The sequence below is a fragment of the Streptomyces sp. JB150 genome (genome assembly GCF_011193355.1).
In the GTDB taxonomy this organism is placed as follows: Bacteria; Actinomycetota; Actinomycetes; order Streptomycetales; family Streptomycetaceae; genus Streptomyces.
This window is the reverse complement of record NZ_CP049780.1, coordinates 221,294-235,493: the sequence shown is the minus strand read 5'-3', so window position 1 is coordinate 235,493 and position 14,200 is coordinate 221,294. Positions and strand designations below refer to the sequence as shown.

The window sequence follows — 14,200 nt, the reverse complement described above, 5'->3', positions numbered from 1 at the left end:
GCGGCCACCGCGAGCAGCCCACTGCAGACAGCACGACGTGAGAAAGGCCCTTCGATGGAAACGCGCGTGGAAGCGGACCGGGACTACTGGAGCCGTGTGCTGACCGCCGGTGGTGTCACCCCCGTGCCGCGGTGGGTCCGCCGGCCGGTCCCCGGAACGGCCGAGCGCGAGGTGGAGGTCCCGCCCGACGTGACCCGGTCGGTCCGGGACCTGGTGGCGCGGTCCGGCGTGCCCGTCAGCGCGCTGCTGCTGGCGGCGCACGCCAAGGTCCTGGCCGCGCTGTCCGGTGAACAGGAGGTCGTGACCGGATACACCGCCGGAGTGCGCGGCGAGCCCCTGCCGTGCCGTGTGTCCGTCGCCCCCAGGCCGTGGCGCGCCCTGCTGTCGGCCGCCGAACGCGCCGAGGCGGCGGTACTGGCACACCGGGAGTTCCCGGTGACGCGACTGCGGCACGAACTGGGCCTGACCGAGCCCCCGTACGACGTGGTGTTCGGGCCGTCGGCGGCCGAGCAGGACCGCGACGACGACGCCGTCGTGCGGGTGTGCTGGTCCGACCGGGGCGGGCGACTGGTGCTGCGCCTGCGGTACCGCACGGACGCCCTGGACGCCGGGAGCGCCGCCCGGATCGGCGGCTACCACCTCGCGGCCCTCAAGCTGATGACGGCCGACCCCGACGCCGACCACACCCGGCAGAGTCTGCTGTCGGCCGACGAGGTGCGCGAACAGCTCGACGGACTGGCCGGACCCCGCCGCCCGCTACCGGACGTACGGCCCCACCAGCTGTTCGAGCAGCGGGCGCGCACACACCCGGAGGCCGTGGCGGCCGTGCACGGCGAGCACGCGTGGACGTACGGCGAGCTGAACGCGCGCGCGAACCGGCTGGCGTGGGCGCTCCTGCGCCGCGGGCTGGGCCGCGAGGACGTGGTCGCCGTCGTCACCGAACGCACCCTCGACTGGCTGGCCGCCACCCTGGCGGTGTTCAAGGCGGGCGGCGTCTACCTGCCGGTCGAGCCGCACTTCCCGGCCGACCGCATCGCGGCGACCCTGGAACGCGCGGGGTGCCGGCTCGTCCTGGCCGCGTCCGGCAGCACCGGACACCTCGACGCGGCGCTGACCACCGTACCGGCGGAGAGACTGCTGATGGAGACGGCGTACGCGGAAGGGCACGCCGACACCGATCCCGGCGTGCGCGTCGACGCCGATCAACTGGCGTACATCTACTTCACCTCGGGGTCCACCGGTGAGCCGAAGGGCGCGATGTGCGAGCACGCGGGCATGCTCAACCACCTGCGGGCCAAGATCGGCGCACTGGGCATCGGCGAGGGGTCCGTGGTCGCGCAGACCGCCCCGCAGTGCTTCGACATCTCGCTCTGGCAGCTGGTGGCCGCCCTGCTGGTCGGCGGGCGCACCGTGCTGGTCGGGCAGGACGCGGTCGTGGACGTGGAACGGTTCCTGGACACCCTGGCCCGCGACCGGGTCAACGTCGCGCAGGTCGTGCCGTCCTACCTGGAGGTCGTGGTCGCGCACCTGGAACAGCGGCCGCGCGTGCTTCCCCACCTGCGGTACGTGTCGGTGACCGGCGAGGCGCTCAAACGGGAGCTCGTCCAGCGCTGGTTCGCCGTCCAGCCGGACGTCCCCCTGCTCAACGCCTACGGACTGACCGAGACGTCCGACGACACCAACCACGAACTCCTGGACGGCGTACCCGACCGCGTGCTGCTGGGCCGGCCGGTCGACAACGTCCACGTCTACCTCGTGGACGAGCGGCTGTCCCTCGTGCCGCTGGGCGCCCCCGGCCTGATCGCGTTCTCCGGGGTGTGCGTCGGCCGGGGCTACGTCAACGACCCCGAGCGGACCCGCGCGGCCTACCGCGCCGACCCCTACCGGCCCGGTGAACGCCTGTACCTGGGCGGTGACTGGGGCCGCTGGCACCCCGACGGGAAGCTGGAGTTCCTCGGACGCCGGGACAACCAGGTCAAGATCCGCGGCTTCCGCATCGAGATCGGCGAGATCGAGAACGCCCTGCTGCGGGTGGACGGAGTGCGGGACGCCGCGGTGGTCGTCGTCGAGCGGGCCGGCGAGAGCGCCCAGCTGGTCGCCTTCCACACCGGCACCCGCCGGCGGCCCGAGGCCCTGCGCGAGGAGCTGGCGACAGTGCTCCCCGCGTACATGATCCCCTCGGCCTTCCACTGGCGGGAGAGCCTTCCGCTGACCGCCAACGGGAAGACCGACCGCAAGGCCCTGACCGAGGCGGCCGGACGGCCGGCGCCGCCCACCGCACCGGACACCGCCGGCGCGGAAACCCTCAGCCCCGCCGAGCGGCGGCTCGCCGCCGTGTGGGCCACGCTGCTGGACGTGCCCGAGCATCTGATCGGCCCCACGAGTCACTTCTTCGAATCCGGCGGCACCTCCCTGTCGGCCGTCAGACTCACCCTGGCGCTCGACCGCGCGGTGTCCCTGAAGGACATCACCCGGCACCCGGTCCTCGCCGACCTGGCCGCCCTCCTGGAGGGCAGGGAACGGCCGCGCCCCCGACTGCTGCAGCCCCTGTGCGAAACGGCCGGCCCGCCGGAGTGCGTGCTGGTCTGCTTCCCGTACGCGGGCGGCAACGCGGTCAACTACCAGCCCATGGCCGACGCGTTGGCGGGCAGCGGAGTGGCGGTCCTCGCGGTGGACCCGCCCGGCCACGACCTGGGCGCGACCCCGGAGCCCTTCGCGTCGATCGCCCGGATCGCCGAGCGGGTCACCGAGGAGATCACCCAGGAGATCACCCAGGACAACACCGATGACATCGCCGAGGAGATCACCGCACGCGGCACGCCCCGAATCATGCTGTGGGGCCACTCGTCGGGCTGCGCCCCCGCCCTGGAGACGGCCAGACGGCTCCAGGAACGCGGCGTCCGGGTGACGCGCGTGTTTCTCGGTGCCCAACTGCTCGGCAGCGCCACCGACCGGAGCGCCGCCATCGACGAGCTGACCCAGCGCGGCGACCGAGAGATCGCGGCGCGGCTGGCCGAGGACAGCGGCTACCCGGAGCTCGCCGAGGTCAACGCACGGCACGCCGAACACATCGGTGCGGCCTACCGGCACGACTGCGTCCTGGCGCACCGCTACCTCCGCGCCGCGCTGCAGTCCCCGCCACCGGTGAGGCTGTCCGCGCCGGTCACGGTGGTCGTCGCCGCCGACGACCCGCACACGCGGGACTACGCCCGGCGCCACCTGGACTGGCAGCTCCTGGCCGAGCACGTCGACCTGTGCGAACTGCCCGACGGGGGCCACTACTTCCCGCGCACCCGACCGGCCGCGGCGGCACAGGCCGTCCTGACGACCGCCGTACCCCTGGCCTCCGGCTGAGCCTCGGCATTCCGCGCCCGGCCGGTCCCGCACGGATGACGAAAGGAAACCGAGATGACCTCCTCGTCCCTGGCAGCACCCTTCGACGTCAGCCTGCGACCGGACAGACCGGCGCTGCTGCACGTCGACCCGCCCGCCGACCCCGCACCGTGGGCGGCGCGGTACCGGGAGGCACTGCGCGCCCAGGTCACCGAACACGGGGCACTGCTCGTGCGCGGCCTCGGCCTGCGGGACGCGGACCAGGTCCGTGCCGTCTTCGCACGGCTCGCCGGGGAGCTGATGACGGAACGGGAGGCCTTCGCGCCCCGGGAGTCCCACGGTCCGGGGCTGTACTCCTCCGCCTCCTGGCCGGCCAACCAGCCGATGTGCATGCACCACGAGCTGAGTTACGCCCTGGACGTGCCCGGTCTGCTGCTGTGCGCCTGCCTGACCGCGCCCGCGGAGGGCGGCGCCACGGCGCTGGCCGACGCGGAGCAGGTCCTGCGGGCGCTGCCCGCCGACCTGACCGACCGGTTCGAGCGCGAGGGCTGGATCCTGACCCGCACCTACAACGAGGAGATCGGCGCCACCCTCGCTCAGTCGTTCGGCACCGAGGACCGCGCCGAGATCGAACGCTACTGCCGGGCCCACGCCATCGACTTCGACTGGCGGCCCGACGGCACCCTGCGCACCGAGCAGCGCCGCAGCGCCGTCGTCCAGCACCCCCTCACGGGCCGGCGCTGCTGGTTCAACCAGATCGCCTTCCTCAACGAGTGGACGCTGGCCCCCGAGGTGCGCGAGTACCTGGTGGACGAGTACGGCGAGGACGGACTGCCGTGCAACACCCGCTACGGGGACGGCACTGCGATCGGCGAGGACGTCGTACGGCTGCTCAACACGACGTACGAGGCGCACACCCGCCGCGAGCCCTGGCAGGACGGGGACCTGCTGCTCGTGGACAACATCCGCACCGCGCACAGCCGGGAGGCGTTCGCGGGGGAGCGCCGGGTGCTCATCGGCATGGCCGAGCCGCGGCGTCTGGCCGACGGCCGCCCGATCCCGGAGGCGAGCGAGCGATGACCGATCTCGTCACCTCGACCACCGAGGCGGCCGCCGACGGCCGGGCGCCCGCGCCGACGTTCGCCGTGATCTCCGGTCAGCAGGTGCACCAGGCGCTGGCCGGCCGCGAGCAGCAGCTCGTGGAGCTGGTGGAGGCCACCTACCGGCTGCACGGCGCGGGCCAGTCGGTCAACCCGCCGTCGTACTTCCTGAACTTCCCCGACCGTCCCCGGGCACGGATCATCGCGCTGCCCGCCTCCCTCGGCGGATCGATCCACGTGGACGGCCTGAAATGGATCTCCAGCTTCCCGGACAACGTGAACGCCGGGCTGCCGCGGGCCTCCGCCGTGCTCGTCCTCAACGATCCCGAGACGGGCTACCCGTTCGCCTGCCTGGAGAGCTCCGTCATCAGCGCCAGCCGGACCGCCGCCTCCGCCGCCCTCGCGGCCGACTGGCTGAGCCGCAACCGGCCCCGCCCCCGCCGGGTCGGCTTCTTCGGGACGGGCCTGATCGCCCGCTACATCCACACCTTCCTGGCCCGCACGGGCTGGACCTTCGACGCGATCGGGGTGCACGACACGTCCGCCGACGCCGCCCAGGGATTCTGCGGCTACCTGCGGCAGATCGGCGCGGACGAGCCGGTCACCGTCCACGACAGCCCCGAACGCCTCATCCGCTCCAGCGACCTGGTGATCTTCGCGACCGTCGCCGGCCGGCCGCACGTCACCACACCGACGTGGTTCGACCACCACCCGCTGGTGCTGCACGTCTCCCTGCGGGACCTCGCCGTCGAGATCCTGCTCGGCTCGGCCAACTTCGTCGACGACGTCGAGCACTGCCTGAAGGCCGACACCTCCCCCCACCTCGTCGAACAGCGCACCGGGAACCGTGACTTCCTCAACGGCACCCTCCACGACGTGATGCTCGGGCGGGCCGCACCGCCGCGCGACCGACCCGTGATCTTCTCCCCGTTCGGTCTCGGCGTCCTCGACCTCGCCGTCGGCAAGTACGTCTACGACGAGGTGGACCGGGCGGGAGACCTCCGGCTCATCGACGACTTCTTCCACGACCTGCGCCGCTACGGCTGAGACCACCGGTCCCAGCCGGCCCCAGGAGGTCAGCCGTGCCTGTCATATCCGCTCCCTACGCCTTCAACGAGGGCCACCTCTTCGTCGACCTGCGAGCGGTCTGCGGATACCCCCTCTACCTCAAGTGCGAGGGGTTCAACTTCGCCGGTTCCATCAAGCTGAAGGCCGCGAACGAGATGGTGGCGAGCGCCGAGCGCGACGGACTCCTGAAGCCGGACTCCATCCTCGTCGAGTCCTCCTCCGGAAACCTGGGCGTCGCGCTCAGCGTGATCGCCGCCAGCAAGGGCTACCGGTTCCTGTGCGTGACGGACTCACGCTGCAACCTGTCGACCAGGCTCCTGATGGAAGCCCTCGGCAGCGAGGTGCACGTCGTCGCCGACCAGGACCCCAAGGCCGGCTACCTCGGCAAGCGGATCGAGTACATTCGCTCGCTCTGCGCCTCCGACACCCGGTACGTGTGGCTCAGCCAGTACACCAATGCCGGGAACTGGTGGGCCCACTACCGTACGACGGCCCCGGAGATCGCCGGCCAGTTCCCGGAACTCGACGTCCTGTTCATCGGCACGGGCACCGCGGGAACCCTGATGGGCTGCGCACGCTACTTCCGCAACTGGCACCGCCCGGTACGGATCGTCGCCGTGGACAGCGCCGGCTCGGTGGCCTTCGGCGGGGAGGCGGGGCGCCGGATGATCCCCGGCCTGGGCATGAGCATGCGTCCGCCCCTGCTCGACGAGTCCTACGTGGACGAGGTCCTGCGCGTGGAGGAGATGGACACCATCCGCATGTGCCACCGCATGGCCCGGCACGGCTTCCTGTTCGGCGGCTCGACCGGGACGGTGGTCAGCGGCGCGACGGACTGGCTGGCCCGGCACAGCACACGAGGTCTCACCGCGGTGGCCATCGCACCGGACCTCGGCGAGCGCTACCTGGACACCATCTACCAGACCAACTGGGTCGAAGGCCTCTACGGCGAACACATCCTGGGCTCCGTGGAGAACTGAACCGTTCTCGCCGCCCCCCCGGCTGCCGCCGCCCGTTCCCCGGTAGCATCCACCGGACGACCAAGGGCCGGCGCGGCCACCATCCACCCCCCTGGCCCCGGTCCCGAGAAGTCGGAGACACCCAGCGGAAGGGCGGAACAGGTGAGCGCTGCTGCCTCTGGCGGGCGGGTTCTCCCCGCCCTTCCCGGTGACCCGTCCGGCATCGGTCCGTACCGGAGTGCTCCTCGCCGCACAGACCACCCAGGCACTCGGCGAGGACACCGGCCACGGAACGACGTCGGCCGCCGAACTCATCGCCGGGGGCTGGGACATGCCCACCCTGGACGACCCCGGCTGGCACACCCGCCCCGCACGCTCCCGCGAACGCCTGTACGCGGTGACCGTTGCCGCGGCCGTCGTCATCGGCAGCGCCGCCGGCATCGCCCTCTCCGCTGCGACGGGCGGTCCGGGCGGCCGGGAACGGCGCGGCGACCACAGCCGACGCACCGCAGGACCCCGCCCACGGCAAGCGCGGCTGCCGCCTCACGCCGGCCGCGCTCCGACACCGGGGCGAGCACACCGCGCGGCACGGACGAGAAGAACCCGGCGGAAGCCACCCTCGACACCTGGAGAGAGGCCCGCGCTCCCCGGAACAAGGCGGAGAACGACGTCCACGGTGCCATCGGCACCGGCCCCTGGCTGGACCCGGACACCTACCCCGACCTGGACAGTGAGATCACCTTCCACCCGTCCCGCGGCGAGGTCTATGTCGCGACGACCGGACACGACCCGCCTTCCGTCGCCGTCCAGGAGCTGGCCCGGACCGCCTGTCTCGGCCTGCGCGACCTCAGCGGCTTCTCCCCGGACTTCCCATACCGCGAGTACGTCCTCGTGGACGCGGCCCGCGAGGACGGACCGAGCATCGTCTGGGAGGACGACTTCCGCGCCAACACCGACTGCGAGACCTCCCTCACCGACCGCACCACCGAGGGCGAGGGGCAGGCCGCCGACTGGCAGCCCAGCGCCTCGGGGCTGCGGGCCGCGCAGATCCCCAGCGACGACGAGACGTGATCCGCGTCGCCGACGCCCTGGCCAACCAGATCTTCTCCGCGTGGCAGGGCAACTCCCGGATCACCACCGACCCCGACTGGCTCGGCCACGACAACATGTCCGTCGGCTTCGACCCCGGCACCCAAGTGGTCCACGTCTGGGCGCAGAAGCCCGCGTGGGACCGGTCCACGCGCGACGCCTGGGGCAAGCTCGCCGCCCGGGGAGTCCTGCGACGCGCTCCGCGACGAGGCGGAAACCTGGGCGGATTGGCCCTACACCCGTTACGCCGTCCTGAGCCTACGAGTCGGCCCGAACTTTTGCGACTCGGCCCGCGCCTGCACCCCGCCCCTGGCCGGCGGTCAGCCCATGCTCTTCGCGCCGTCCAGGGACTCGCGGATGATGTCGGCGTGCCCGGCGTGCTGGGACGTCTCGGCGATGATGTGCAGCAGCACCCGGCGCACCGACCACTCGGTGCCCGGCTCGTACCACGGGGCCGAGGGCAGCGGCTGGGACGCGTCCAAGTCCGGCACTGTGGCGACCACTTCGTCCGTACGGCGAGCCACCTCGGCGTACTCCTCCAGTACGCCGGCCAGGGTCTCGCCGGGCAGCAGCCGAAACTCGTCGGCCCGGCGTGCCCAGTCGGCCTCGGTCATGTTGCTCCAGTCGCCCAGCACCTTCGGCCCTTCCAGGATGAAGTTCACCCAGGACCGCTCGACGGACGCGACGTGCTTGATGAGACCGCCGAGGCACAGCTCGCTCACGGTGGTCCGCCGCGCGGCCTGCTCGTCGGTGAGGTCACGCGTGGTGAGGCGCAGGAACCTGCGGTGCTGAGCCAGCGTCTGCAGCAGGTCGGCACGCTCTCCCCGCACGGCGGTGGAGGACGGAGCGGAGCGCGCCGTGGAAGCGGTGGAAGTGGTGGAAGCGGTGGGGGCGCTGGCGGAATGCGTCGAGGTCATCGTCTCCGGCTTTCTGCTGTGTTCCGTGGACGAGCACCACGCTAGGAGCCCTCTAGGTCAGATCGTGTCCTAAAGCCGGGACTGCGGGACTCAACCGAGGGTGTGACCGCCGTTGACCTTGATGCGTTCGCCCGTGACGAAGGCCGCTTCCGGCGAGGCGAGGAACGCCACGGCGGCGGCCACGTCCTCCGGACGGCCCATGCGACCCAGCGGGACGTCGGCGGCGTAGGCGGCCAGGGACTCCGGGCTCGCTCCGGCGTGCCGCTCGACCGGGATCCAGCCCGGCGCGACGGTGTTCACCGTGATCCCGTACGGGCCGAGCGCCCGGGCCCAGCACTCGGTGAGGCTGTGCTGGGCGGCTTTGGCGGCCACGTACGCGGACATGGTGGGCAGGGCTCGCTCCAGCACGTCCGAGCCGATCTGGATGATGCGTCCGCCGCCGCGCTCCCGCATGGCCGGCAGCACCGCCCGCATCAGCAGGGTGGGGCTCTTGACGAAATACGTGAGCTGGGCGAGGTGGTCGTCCCACGTCACCGCCGCCGGATCCGACTCGGGCTGCGGACCGGTGGCGTTGACGACGAGCGTGGTGATCGGACCGAGCCGTGCCGTGACGTCCGCGACGAGCCCTTCGACGGCGGTCTCGTCCGTCACGTCGGCGGCGAACGCCTCGGCGGTCCCGCCCGCCGCGCGGATGTCCGCCACCACCCGCCGGGCCGCGTCGGCCCCCGACCGGTGACCGACGGCGACCGGGTGCCTGTCTGACGCGAGACGCCGGGCGATCACGGCTCCGAGACCGCGGGAGGCCCCGGTGACCAAGGCAGTACCGGGGGTGTTGTCCGTGTGTGTCATGTCGCCAACATACGGCGTGGAGGGACGCCCGGGTCACCGGCAGGAGCCCGCCGACGCGGAGCCTGTTCACAGCGGGGCGGCCGCGCCCCGCATGTCCGGCGGAAACCACGCCTGGAGGTTCTCGGGGTCGATCGGCATGGAGATGTGCTCGTGCGTGATCAGCCACCGGCCGTTCGTCCGCCGGAAGCACACGGTGGACCGGACCCAGATCGCGATGCTGAGCCCGTTCTTGCGGGTCCCGGAGTCCAGGTGGAGCATGTGCGCGAAGGCGATGTCCGCTTCGCTGCTCGCGATGGTGAGCCCGTGCGTCTCCAGGCTGATCGGGCCGTCGTACGCGTCGAACCACCGCAGGAAGTTGCGGCGGACCTCTTCGTGTCCCGTGAGGTGCAGCGGGGGAACGGCGTCGTAGTAGACGATGTCGTCCGAGTAGAGGGACATGAGCCGGTCGATGTCCTTGGTCCGGCTGGCGTCGACGCGGCGTTCCAGCAGGTCCCTGATGGCGGACTCGTGCGCGGTCATCGCGGTCTCTCCCTTTCGCGGAAGGTGGGGCATGAGGGGGTTGCGGCCATGCGGCGAAGCGATGTCGCTCCGGCCTTTACGACAGAGCGGCCCCACGGAATGTGAGGCGGGGCGCCGAGGTCAGGGCCGTGGCTGCTGCGGGTGCAGCGTCAGGTAGAGGCGCGTGCCCTGCGGCCGGTAGCCGACGCGCTCGTAGACGCGGCGGGATCCCTCTCCGGAGTACTCGAGCCAGACCGATCGTGCCCCCTGGGCGAACATCGCTCCGGTCAGCGCGGCGGTCACCGCGGCGGCGATCCCGCGGCCCCGGTAGGCGGGACGGGTGCCGACACCGAACAGTTCGGCGGTGCCTTCGGCCGGCGGCGAGCACGATGCCCCGCCGGCGCAACCGCCCTGCGGGGCGCGGACGAAGCGCACCGCGCCGCCGCTCAGCTGCGTGCGACGGAGTCTGGCGGCGCCCTCCGCGGACGGGGCGAAGACACCGCCGAACGCCTCGGCGAGCGCGGCGTCGAGCGCCGCGTACTCGGCGTCGGTGGTGGGGCGTTCCACGCGGGGGGAGCCGGCGGACCGGGGGAGTGCCAGCGTGTCCGCAGTGCAGACGAGGTAGGTGTGCACCGCCTCGGTGCCGAAGCCCGCCGCCCGCAGGGCCGGCTCCACAGCGGGCGCGGCCTCCGGCGCGAACTCCAGCCGGGGCAGCAGGCCGCGCTCCCGGAAGGCCGCGACGAGCGCGGCGACGTCCCGCCCGGTCGGCTCGGCGCCGGGCAGCGGGGTGGCGTAGTTGAGGTACGGGCTGTCGGTGTCGGGGTCGAAGCCCGCGACGAATCCGCCGGTCTCGACGACCACGGGGCGGCGGCGCAGGTTGGCAACGGCGAAGCTCTGGACCTGGTTGTCCATGGGGAAGTCGACCTCACGAGTCTCGGGGGAGCCCCTGGCGGACTCGGGGGCCGAGTCCGGGGGCATGGGAGAGCGGCGGTGCGCGAGGCACCGCGTCGTGGGGCCGCCGTGGCGAACAGCGTGGCAGGCCGAGGCTGCTGGAACCGCTGAGGAGCGGCCGGTCAGCTTCGGCGCCGACGGCGGCCACTGAGGGACGCCGCAATCATGGGCTTCGTTCCTTACCGTGAAGGTGTGCGCGAGGTCATGGAGCGCTGGTCACTGTTCCAGTCCCGCCGGGCGCGGGCAAGCGCTTTTCCGGCGCGGGCCCCGCGGTCTGACGAGCAGCCTGCGCGCGTCGCCCGGTCCCTGGCCGGGGTCCTTGGCCGGGGCCCGTTGGCCCGTCAGGCCTCCCGGCGCGCGTCGATGTCGGCGACGAGGGCCTCGATGCGGGTCCTGATCGCGTCGCGGATCGGGCGTACGGCTTCCAGGCCCTTGCCGGCCGGGTCCTCCAGGGTCCAGTCCAGGTACTTCTTGCCGGGGAAGACGGGGCAGGCGTCGCCGCAGCCCATGGTGATGACGTAGTCGGACGCCTGGACGGCTTCGGTGGTGAGGACCTTCGGCTCGGCGGCGGAGATGTCGATGCCGACTTCCCGCATCGCCTCGATAGCCGCCGGGTTGACCCGGTCGCCGGGGAGGGAGCCGGCGGAGCGGACCTCGATCCGGTCGCCCGCGAGGTGGGAGAGGAACCCGGCGGCCATCTGCGAGCGGCCGGCGTTGTGGACGCAGACGAACAGCACGGAGGCGAGCGGAGCGGACGGCATGCGTTCTTCCTTCACGAGGTCGGTTCAGACGAAGTCGGTTCCAACGAGGTCGGTCCAACGAGATCGGCCCCAACAAGGTCAGTCCCGACTGGTATCAGCCGGAGGTGATGTGACAGTATCAGCCCATGCTGACGTCAGTCGACAATGACCTGATCCGGGTGCTGGCCGACCCGCTCAGGCTCCGGATCGTGACCCTGCTGGCCCGCGAGACGCTGTGCACCACGCACCTGGTGGAGGAGACCGGCGCCAGGCAGACGAACCTGTCCAACCACCTGAAGGTGCTGCGCGAGGCAGGGGTGGTGGACACGGAGCCGTGCGGCCGGTTCACGTACTACCGGCTGAGGCCCGAGGTCATCGAGACGCTCGCCGGCCGGTTCGCCGACCTCGCTGCGACCGCCCGCGCCAACGCCGACACCAAGAGGGCCTGCCCGTGACCCGCCGCACCGCAGCGTACGAGCCCTCCAAACCTTCCGAACCCGCCGCAGCCGGGACGGCCACCGCCGCCCCGCCCGCCGGCCGCGACCGCGCCTCGGTCGTCGCGAAGCTCTCGGTCCTCGACCGCTTCCTCGCGGTCTGGATCCTCCTCGCGATGGCCCTCGGCCTCGGGCTGGGTCGCCTGGTGCCCGGACTGGACGGCGCCCTCGCCGCCGTCGAGATCGGCGGCATCTCGCTCCCGATCGCCCTCGGCCTGCTGATCATGATGTACCCGGTGCTGGCGAAGGTCCGCTACGACAGGCTGGACACGGTCACCGGCGACCGCAGGCTGATGATCTCCTCCCTGGTCGTCAACTGGCTGGTCGGCCCCGCCGTGATGTTCGCGCTGGCCTGGATCTTCCTGCCGGACCTGCCCGAGTACCGCACCGGCCTGATCATCGTCGGCCTGGCCCGCTGCATCGCCATGGTCATCATCTGGAACGACCTCGCCTGCGGCGACCGTGAGGCGGCCGCCGTCCTCGTCGCCCTCAACAGCGTCTTCCAGGTCCTGGCCTTCGGCGTGCTCGGCTGGTTCTACCTCGACTTCCTGCCCGGCCGGCTCGGTCTGGGCGACGGCGAGCACCTGGACATCTCCGTCTGGAAGATCGCGGCGAACGTGGTCGTCTTCCTCGGCGTCCCGCTGCTGGCCGGGTTCCTCACCCGCCGTATCGGCGAGCGGAGGCTGGGCCGGGAGACGTACGAGTCCGCCTTCCTGCCGAGGATCGGCCCGTGGGCGCTGTACGGCCTGCTCTTCACGATCGTCATCCTCTTCGCCCTGCAGGGGAGGACGATCACCTCCCAGCCGCTGGACGTGGCCCGCATCGCGCTCCCGCTGCTCGTCTACTTCGCGCTGATGTGGTTCGGCACCTTCGCGCTCGGCAAGGTCATCGGCCTCGGCTACGACCGCACCGCCACGCTCGCCTTCACCGCGGCCGGCAACAACTTCGAGCTGGCCATCGCGGTCGCCATCGCCACCTTCGGCGTCACCTCCGGCCAGGCCCTGTCCGGCGTGGTCGGCCCCCTGATCGAGGTCCCCGTCCTCGTGGCCCTGGTGTACGTCTCGCTGGCGTGGCGGCGCTCGTTCACGGCCGCGCGGTCCACCTCATGACGCCCCGCGTGGACGTGGTGGTGGCCGGCGGCGGCCAGGCGGGACTCGCCGCCGGCTACCACCTGCGCCGCCAGGGGCTGGACTTCGTCGTGCTGGACGCCGACCCGGCACCGGGCGGAGCCTGGCAGCACATGTGGGACTCGCTGCGCCTGTTCTCACCGGCCGCCCACTCGTCGCTGCCGGGCCGCCTCATGCCGGCCCGGCCCGGCGAGACCTACCCGGACGCCGGGCACGTCGTGGAGTACCTGGCCGACTACGAGAAGCGCTACGACCTGCCCGTTCAGCACGGCATCCGCGTCGAGGCCGTACGCCGCGACGGCGAACGGCTGCTGGTCGAAGCGGATGCGGGCACCTGGCGGGCCCGCGCGGTCGTCAGTGCGACGGGCACCTGGTCGCGCCCCTTCCTCCCGGCCGTCCCGGGCCGCGCCCTCTTCTCCGGCCGGCAGCTGCACACGGTGGACTACCGCCGTCCCGCCGACTTCGCCGGACAGCGCGTCCTCGTGGTCGGCGGCGGCAACTCCGGCGCGCAGATCGCCGCCGACCTCGCCCTGGCCGGCGACGTCGAGGTGATCTGGGCGACCCGGCGGCCGCCCCGGTTCCTGGCCGACGACATCGACGGCCGCGTCCTGTTCGACGTCGCCACCGCCCGCCGCCGCGCCCTCGACGAGGGTCGCACCGACACCGGGGGAGTGGCCGCGCTCGGCGACATCGTCGCCGTACCGCCGGTCCGCGCCGCCCGCGACGCGGGACTCCTCACCGCGCGGCCGATGTTCGCCCGTCTCACCGCCACCGGCGTCCAGTGGGCCGACGGCGGCCGCGCCGACGCGGACGCGGTCATCTGGTGCACCGGCTTCCGGCCGGCGCTCGCCCACCTCGCCCCTCTGGGCCTGCGCGGCCCGCGCGGCCGGATCGCGATCTCCGGCACCCGTGCCGTCGCCGAGCCCCGTCTGCACCTGCTCGGCTACGGCGACTGGACCGGCCCGGCGTCCGCCACGCTGATCGGTGCCGGGCGCCCCGCGCGGGACGCCGCCCGGGACATCGCGCGGCTGCTGAGCTGCTGAGCTGCTTAGGCGCCGTCCGCCGTCAGCCGAGC

The 14,200-nt window shown here is 72.5% G+C and carries 13 protein-coding genes; 8 read left to right on the top strand and 5 right to left on the bottom strand.

The genetic code is table 11. The features are described 5' to 3' along the window. Positions 1–54 precede the first annotated feature (54 nt). From G7Z13_RS01095 to G7Z13_RS33995, 5 genes are all read left to right on the top strand, one after another. The gene (locus G7Z13_RS01095) at positions 55–3,354 is read left to right on the top strand and encodes an amino acid adenylation domain-containing protein (protein WP_165995179.1); all 3,300 of its coding nucleotides are present in this window, start codon (positions 55–57) and stop codon (positions 3,352–3,354) included. Positions 3,355–3,408: 54 nt separating this feature from the next. Beyond that, positions 3,409–4,413: a TauD/TfdA family dioxygenase gene (locus tag G7Z13_RS01090; protein ID WP_165995178.1), complete on the top strand. Its 1,005-nt coding sequence runs from the start codon at positions 3,409–3,411 to the stop codon at positions 4,411–4,413. Next, the gene (gene sbnB, locus G7Z13_RS01085) at positions 4,410–5,480 is read left to right on the top strand and encodes a 2,3-diaminopropionate biosynthesis protein SbnB (protein WP_165995177.1); all 1,071 of its coding nucleotides are present in this window, start codon (positions 4,410–4,412) and stop codon (positions 5,478–5,480) included. The genes G7Z13_RS01090 and sbnB overlap by 4 nt, the downstream gene beginning before the upstream one ends. A gap of 35 nt (positions 5,481–5,515) precedes the next feature. Then, the gene (gene sbnA / locus G7Z13_RS01080; protein ID WP_165995176.1) at positions 5,516–6,481 is read left to right on the top strand and encodes a 2,3-diaminopropionate biosynthesis protein SbnA; all 966 of its coding nucleotides are present in this window, start codon (positions 5,516–5,518) and stop codon (positions 6,479–6,481) included. Between the two features lie 870 nt (positions 6,482–7,351). Further along, on the top strand, positions 7,352–7,531 hold the full coding sequence (locus tag G7Z13_RS33995) for a hypothetical protein (RefSeq protein ID WP_165995175.1): 180 nt from the start codon (positions 7,352–7,354) through the stop codon (positions 7,529–7,531). 338 nt (positions 7,532–7,869) lie between these two features. On the opposite strand, the gene G7Z13_RS01070 is transcribed toward G7Z13_RS33995, so the two are convergent. The 5 genes from G7Z13_RS01070 to G7Z13_RS01050 all read right to left on the bottom strand — a co-directional run bounded on the left by G7Z13_RS01070 (position 7,870) and on the right by G7Z13_RS01050 (position 11,525). After that, complete coding sequence (locus G7Z13_RS01070; protein ID WP_165995174.1) at positions 7,870–8,466, bottom strand: DinB family protein; 597 nt, start codon at positions 8,464–8,466, stop codon at positions 7,870–7,872. Between the two features lie 90 nt (positions 8,467–8,556). Further along, positions 8,557–9,315, bottom strand: coding sequence for an SDR family oxidoreductase (locus tag G7Z13_RS01065; protein ID WP_165995173.1), 759 nt, complete (start codon positions 9,313–9,315; stop codon positions 8,557–8,559). A gap of 66 nt (positions 9,316–9,381) precedes the next feature. Beyond that, a complete protein-coding gene (locus G7Z13_RS01060; RefSeq protein WP_165995172.1) occupies positions 9,382–9,834 on the bottom strand; it encodes a nuclear transport factor 2 family protein in 453 nt (150 codons plus the stop codon). A 120-nt stretch (positions 9,835–9,954) separates the two neighbouring features. After that, a complete protein-coding gene (locus G7Z13_RS01055) occupies positions 9,955–10,725 on the bottom strand; it encodes a GNAT family N-acetyltransferase (protein ID WP_165995171.1) in 771 nt (256 codons plus the stop codon). A 380-nt stretch (positions 10,726–11,105) separates the two neighbouring features. Continuing rightward, complete coding sequence (locus G7Z13_RS01050; protein ID WP_165995170.1) at positions 11,106–11,525, bottom strand: arsenate reductase ArsC; 420 nt, start codon at positions 11,523–11,525, stop codon at positions 11,106–11,108. 125 nt (positions 11,526–11,650) lie between these two features. Between G7Z13_RS01050 and G7Z13_RS01045 the strand changes: the two genes are divergently transcribed. The 3 genes from G7Z13_RS01045 to G7Z13_RS01035 are packed head-to-tail and all read left to right on the top strand — an operon-like array spanning position 11,651 to position 14,168. Then, positions 11,651–11,959 (top strand): metalloregulator ArsR/SmtB family transcription factor, encoded by a 309-nt coding sequence (locus G7Z13_RS01045; RefSeq protein ID WP_165995169.1) that lies wholly within the window; start codon positions 11,651–11,653, stop codon positions 11,957–11,959. Next, complete coding sequence (gene arsB / locus G7Z13_RS01040) at positions 11,956–13,107, top strand: ACR3 family arsenite efflux transporter (protein ID WP_165995167.1); 1,152 nt, start codon at positions 11,956–11,958, stop codon at positions 13,105–13,107. The genes G7Z13_RS01045 and arsB overlap by 4 nt, the downstream gene beginning before the upstream one ends. Beyond that, a complete protein-coding gene (locus tag G7Z13_RS01035; protein ID WP_165995166.1) occupies positions 13,104–14,168 on the top strand; it encodes an ArsO family NAD(P)H-dependent flavin-containing monooxygenase in 1,065 nt (354 codons plus the stop codon). The genes arsB and G7Z13_RS01035 overlap by 4 nt, the downstream gene beginning before the upstream one ends. The last annotated feature ends 32 nt before the right edge of the window (positions 14,169–14,200 follow it).

What these genes read in the sequence shown, in the direction of transcription:
- G7Z13_RS01035 (WP_165995166.1), top strand. Translation starts at nt 13,104, where the DNA reads ATGACGCCCCGCGTGGACGTGGTGGTGGCCGGCGGCGGCCAGGCGGGA.
- G7Z13_RS01070 (WP_165995174.1), bottom strand. Translation starts at nt 8,466, where the DNA reads ATGACCTCGACGCATTCCGCCAGCGCCCCCACCGCTTCCACCACTTCC.
- G7Z13_RS01095 (WP_165995179.1), top strand. Translation starts at nt 55, where the DNA reads ATGGAAACGCGCGTGGAAGCGGACCGGGACTACTGGAGCCGTGTGCTG.
- G7Z13_RS01060 (WP_165995172.1), bottom strand. Translation starts at nt 9,834, where the DNA reads ATGACCGCGCACGAGTCCGCCATCAGGGACCTGCTGGAACGCCGCGTC.
- G7Z13_RS01050 (WP_165995170.1), bottom strand. Translation starts at nt 11,525, where the DNA reads ATGCCGTCCGCTCCGCTCGCCTCCGTGCTGTTCGTCTGCGTCCACAAC.
- sbnB (WP_165995177.1), top strand. Translation starts at nt 4,410, where the DNA reads ATGACCGATCTCGTCACCTCGACCACCGAGGCGGCCGCCGACGGCCGG.
- G7Z13_RS01045 (WP_165995169.1), top strand. Translation starts at nt 11,651, where the DNA reads ATGCTGACGTCAGTCGACAATGACCTGATCCGGGTGCTGGCCGACCCG.
- G7Z13_RS01055 (WP_165995171.1), bottom strand. Translation starts at nt 10,725, where the DNA reads ATGGACAACCAGGTCCAGAGCTTCGCCGTTGCCAACCTGCGCCGCCGC.
- G7Z13_RS01065 (WP_165995173.1), bottom strand. Translation starts at nt 9,315, where the DNA reads ATGACACACACGGACAACACCCCCGGTACTGCCTTGGTCACCGGGGCC.
- G7Z13_RS01090 (WP_165995178.1), top strand. Translation starts at nt 3,409, where the DNA reads ATGACCTCCTCGTCCCTGGCAGCACCCTTCGACGTCAGCCTGCGACCG.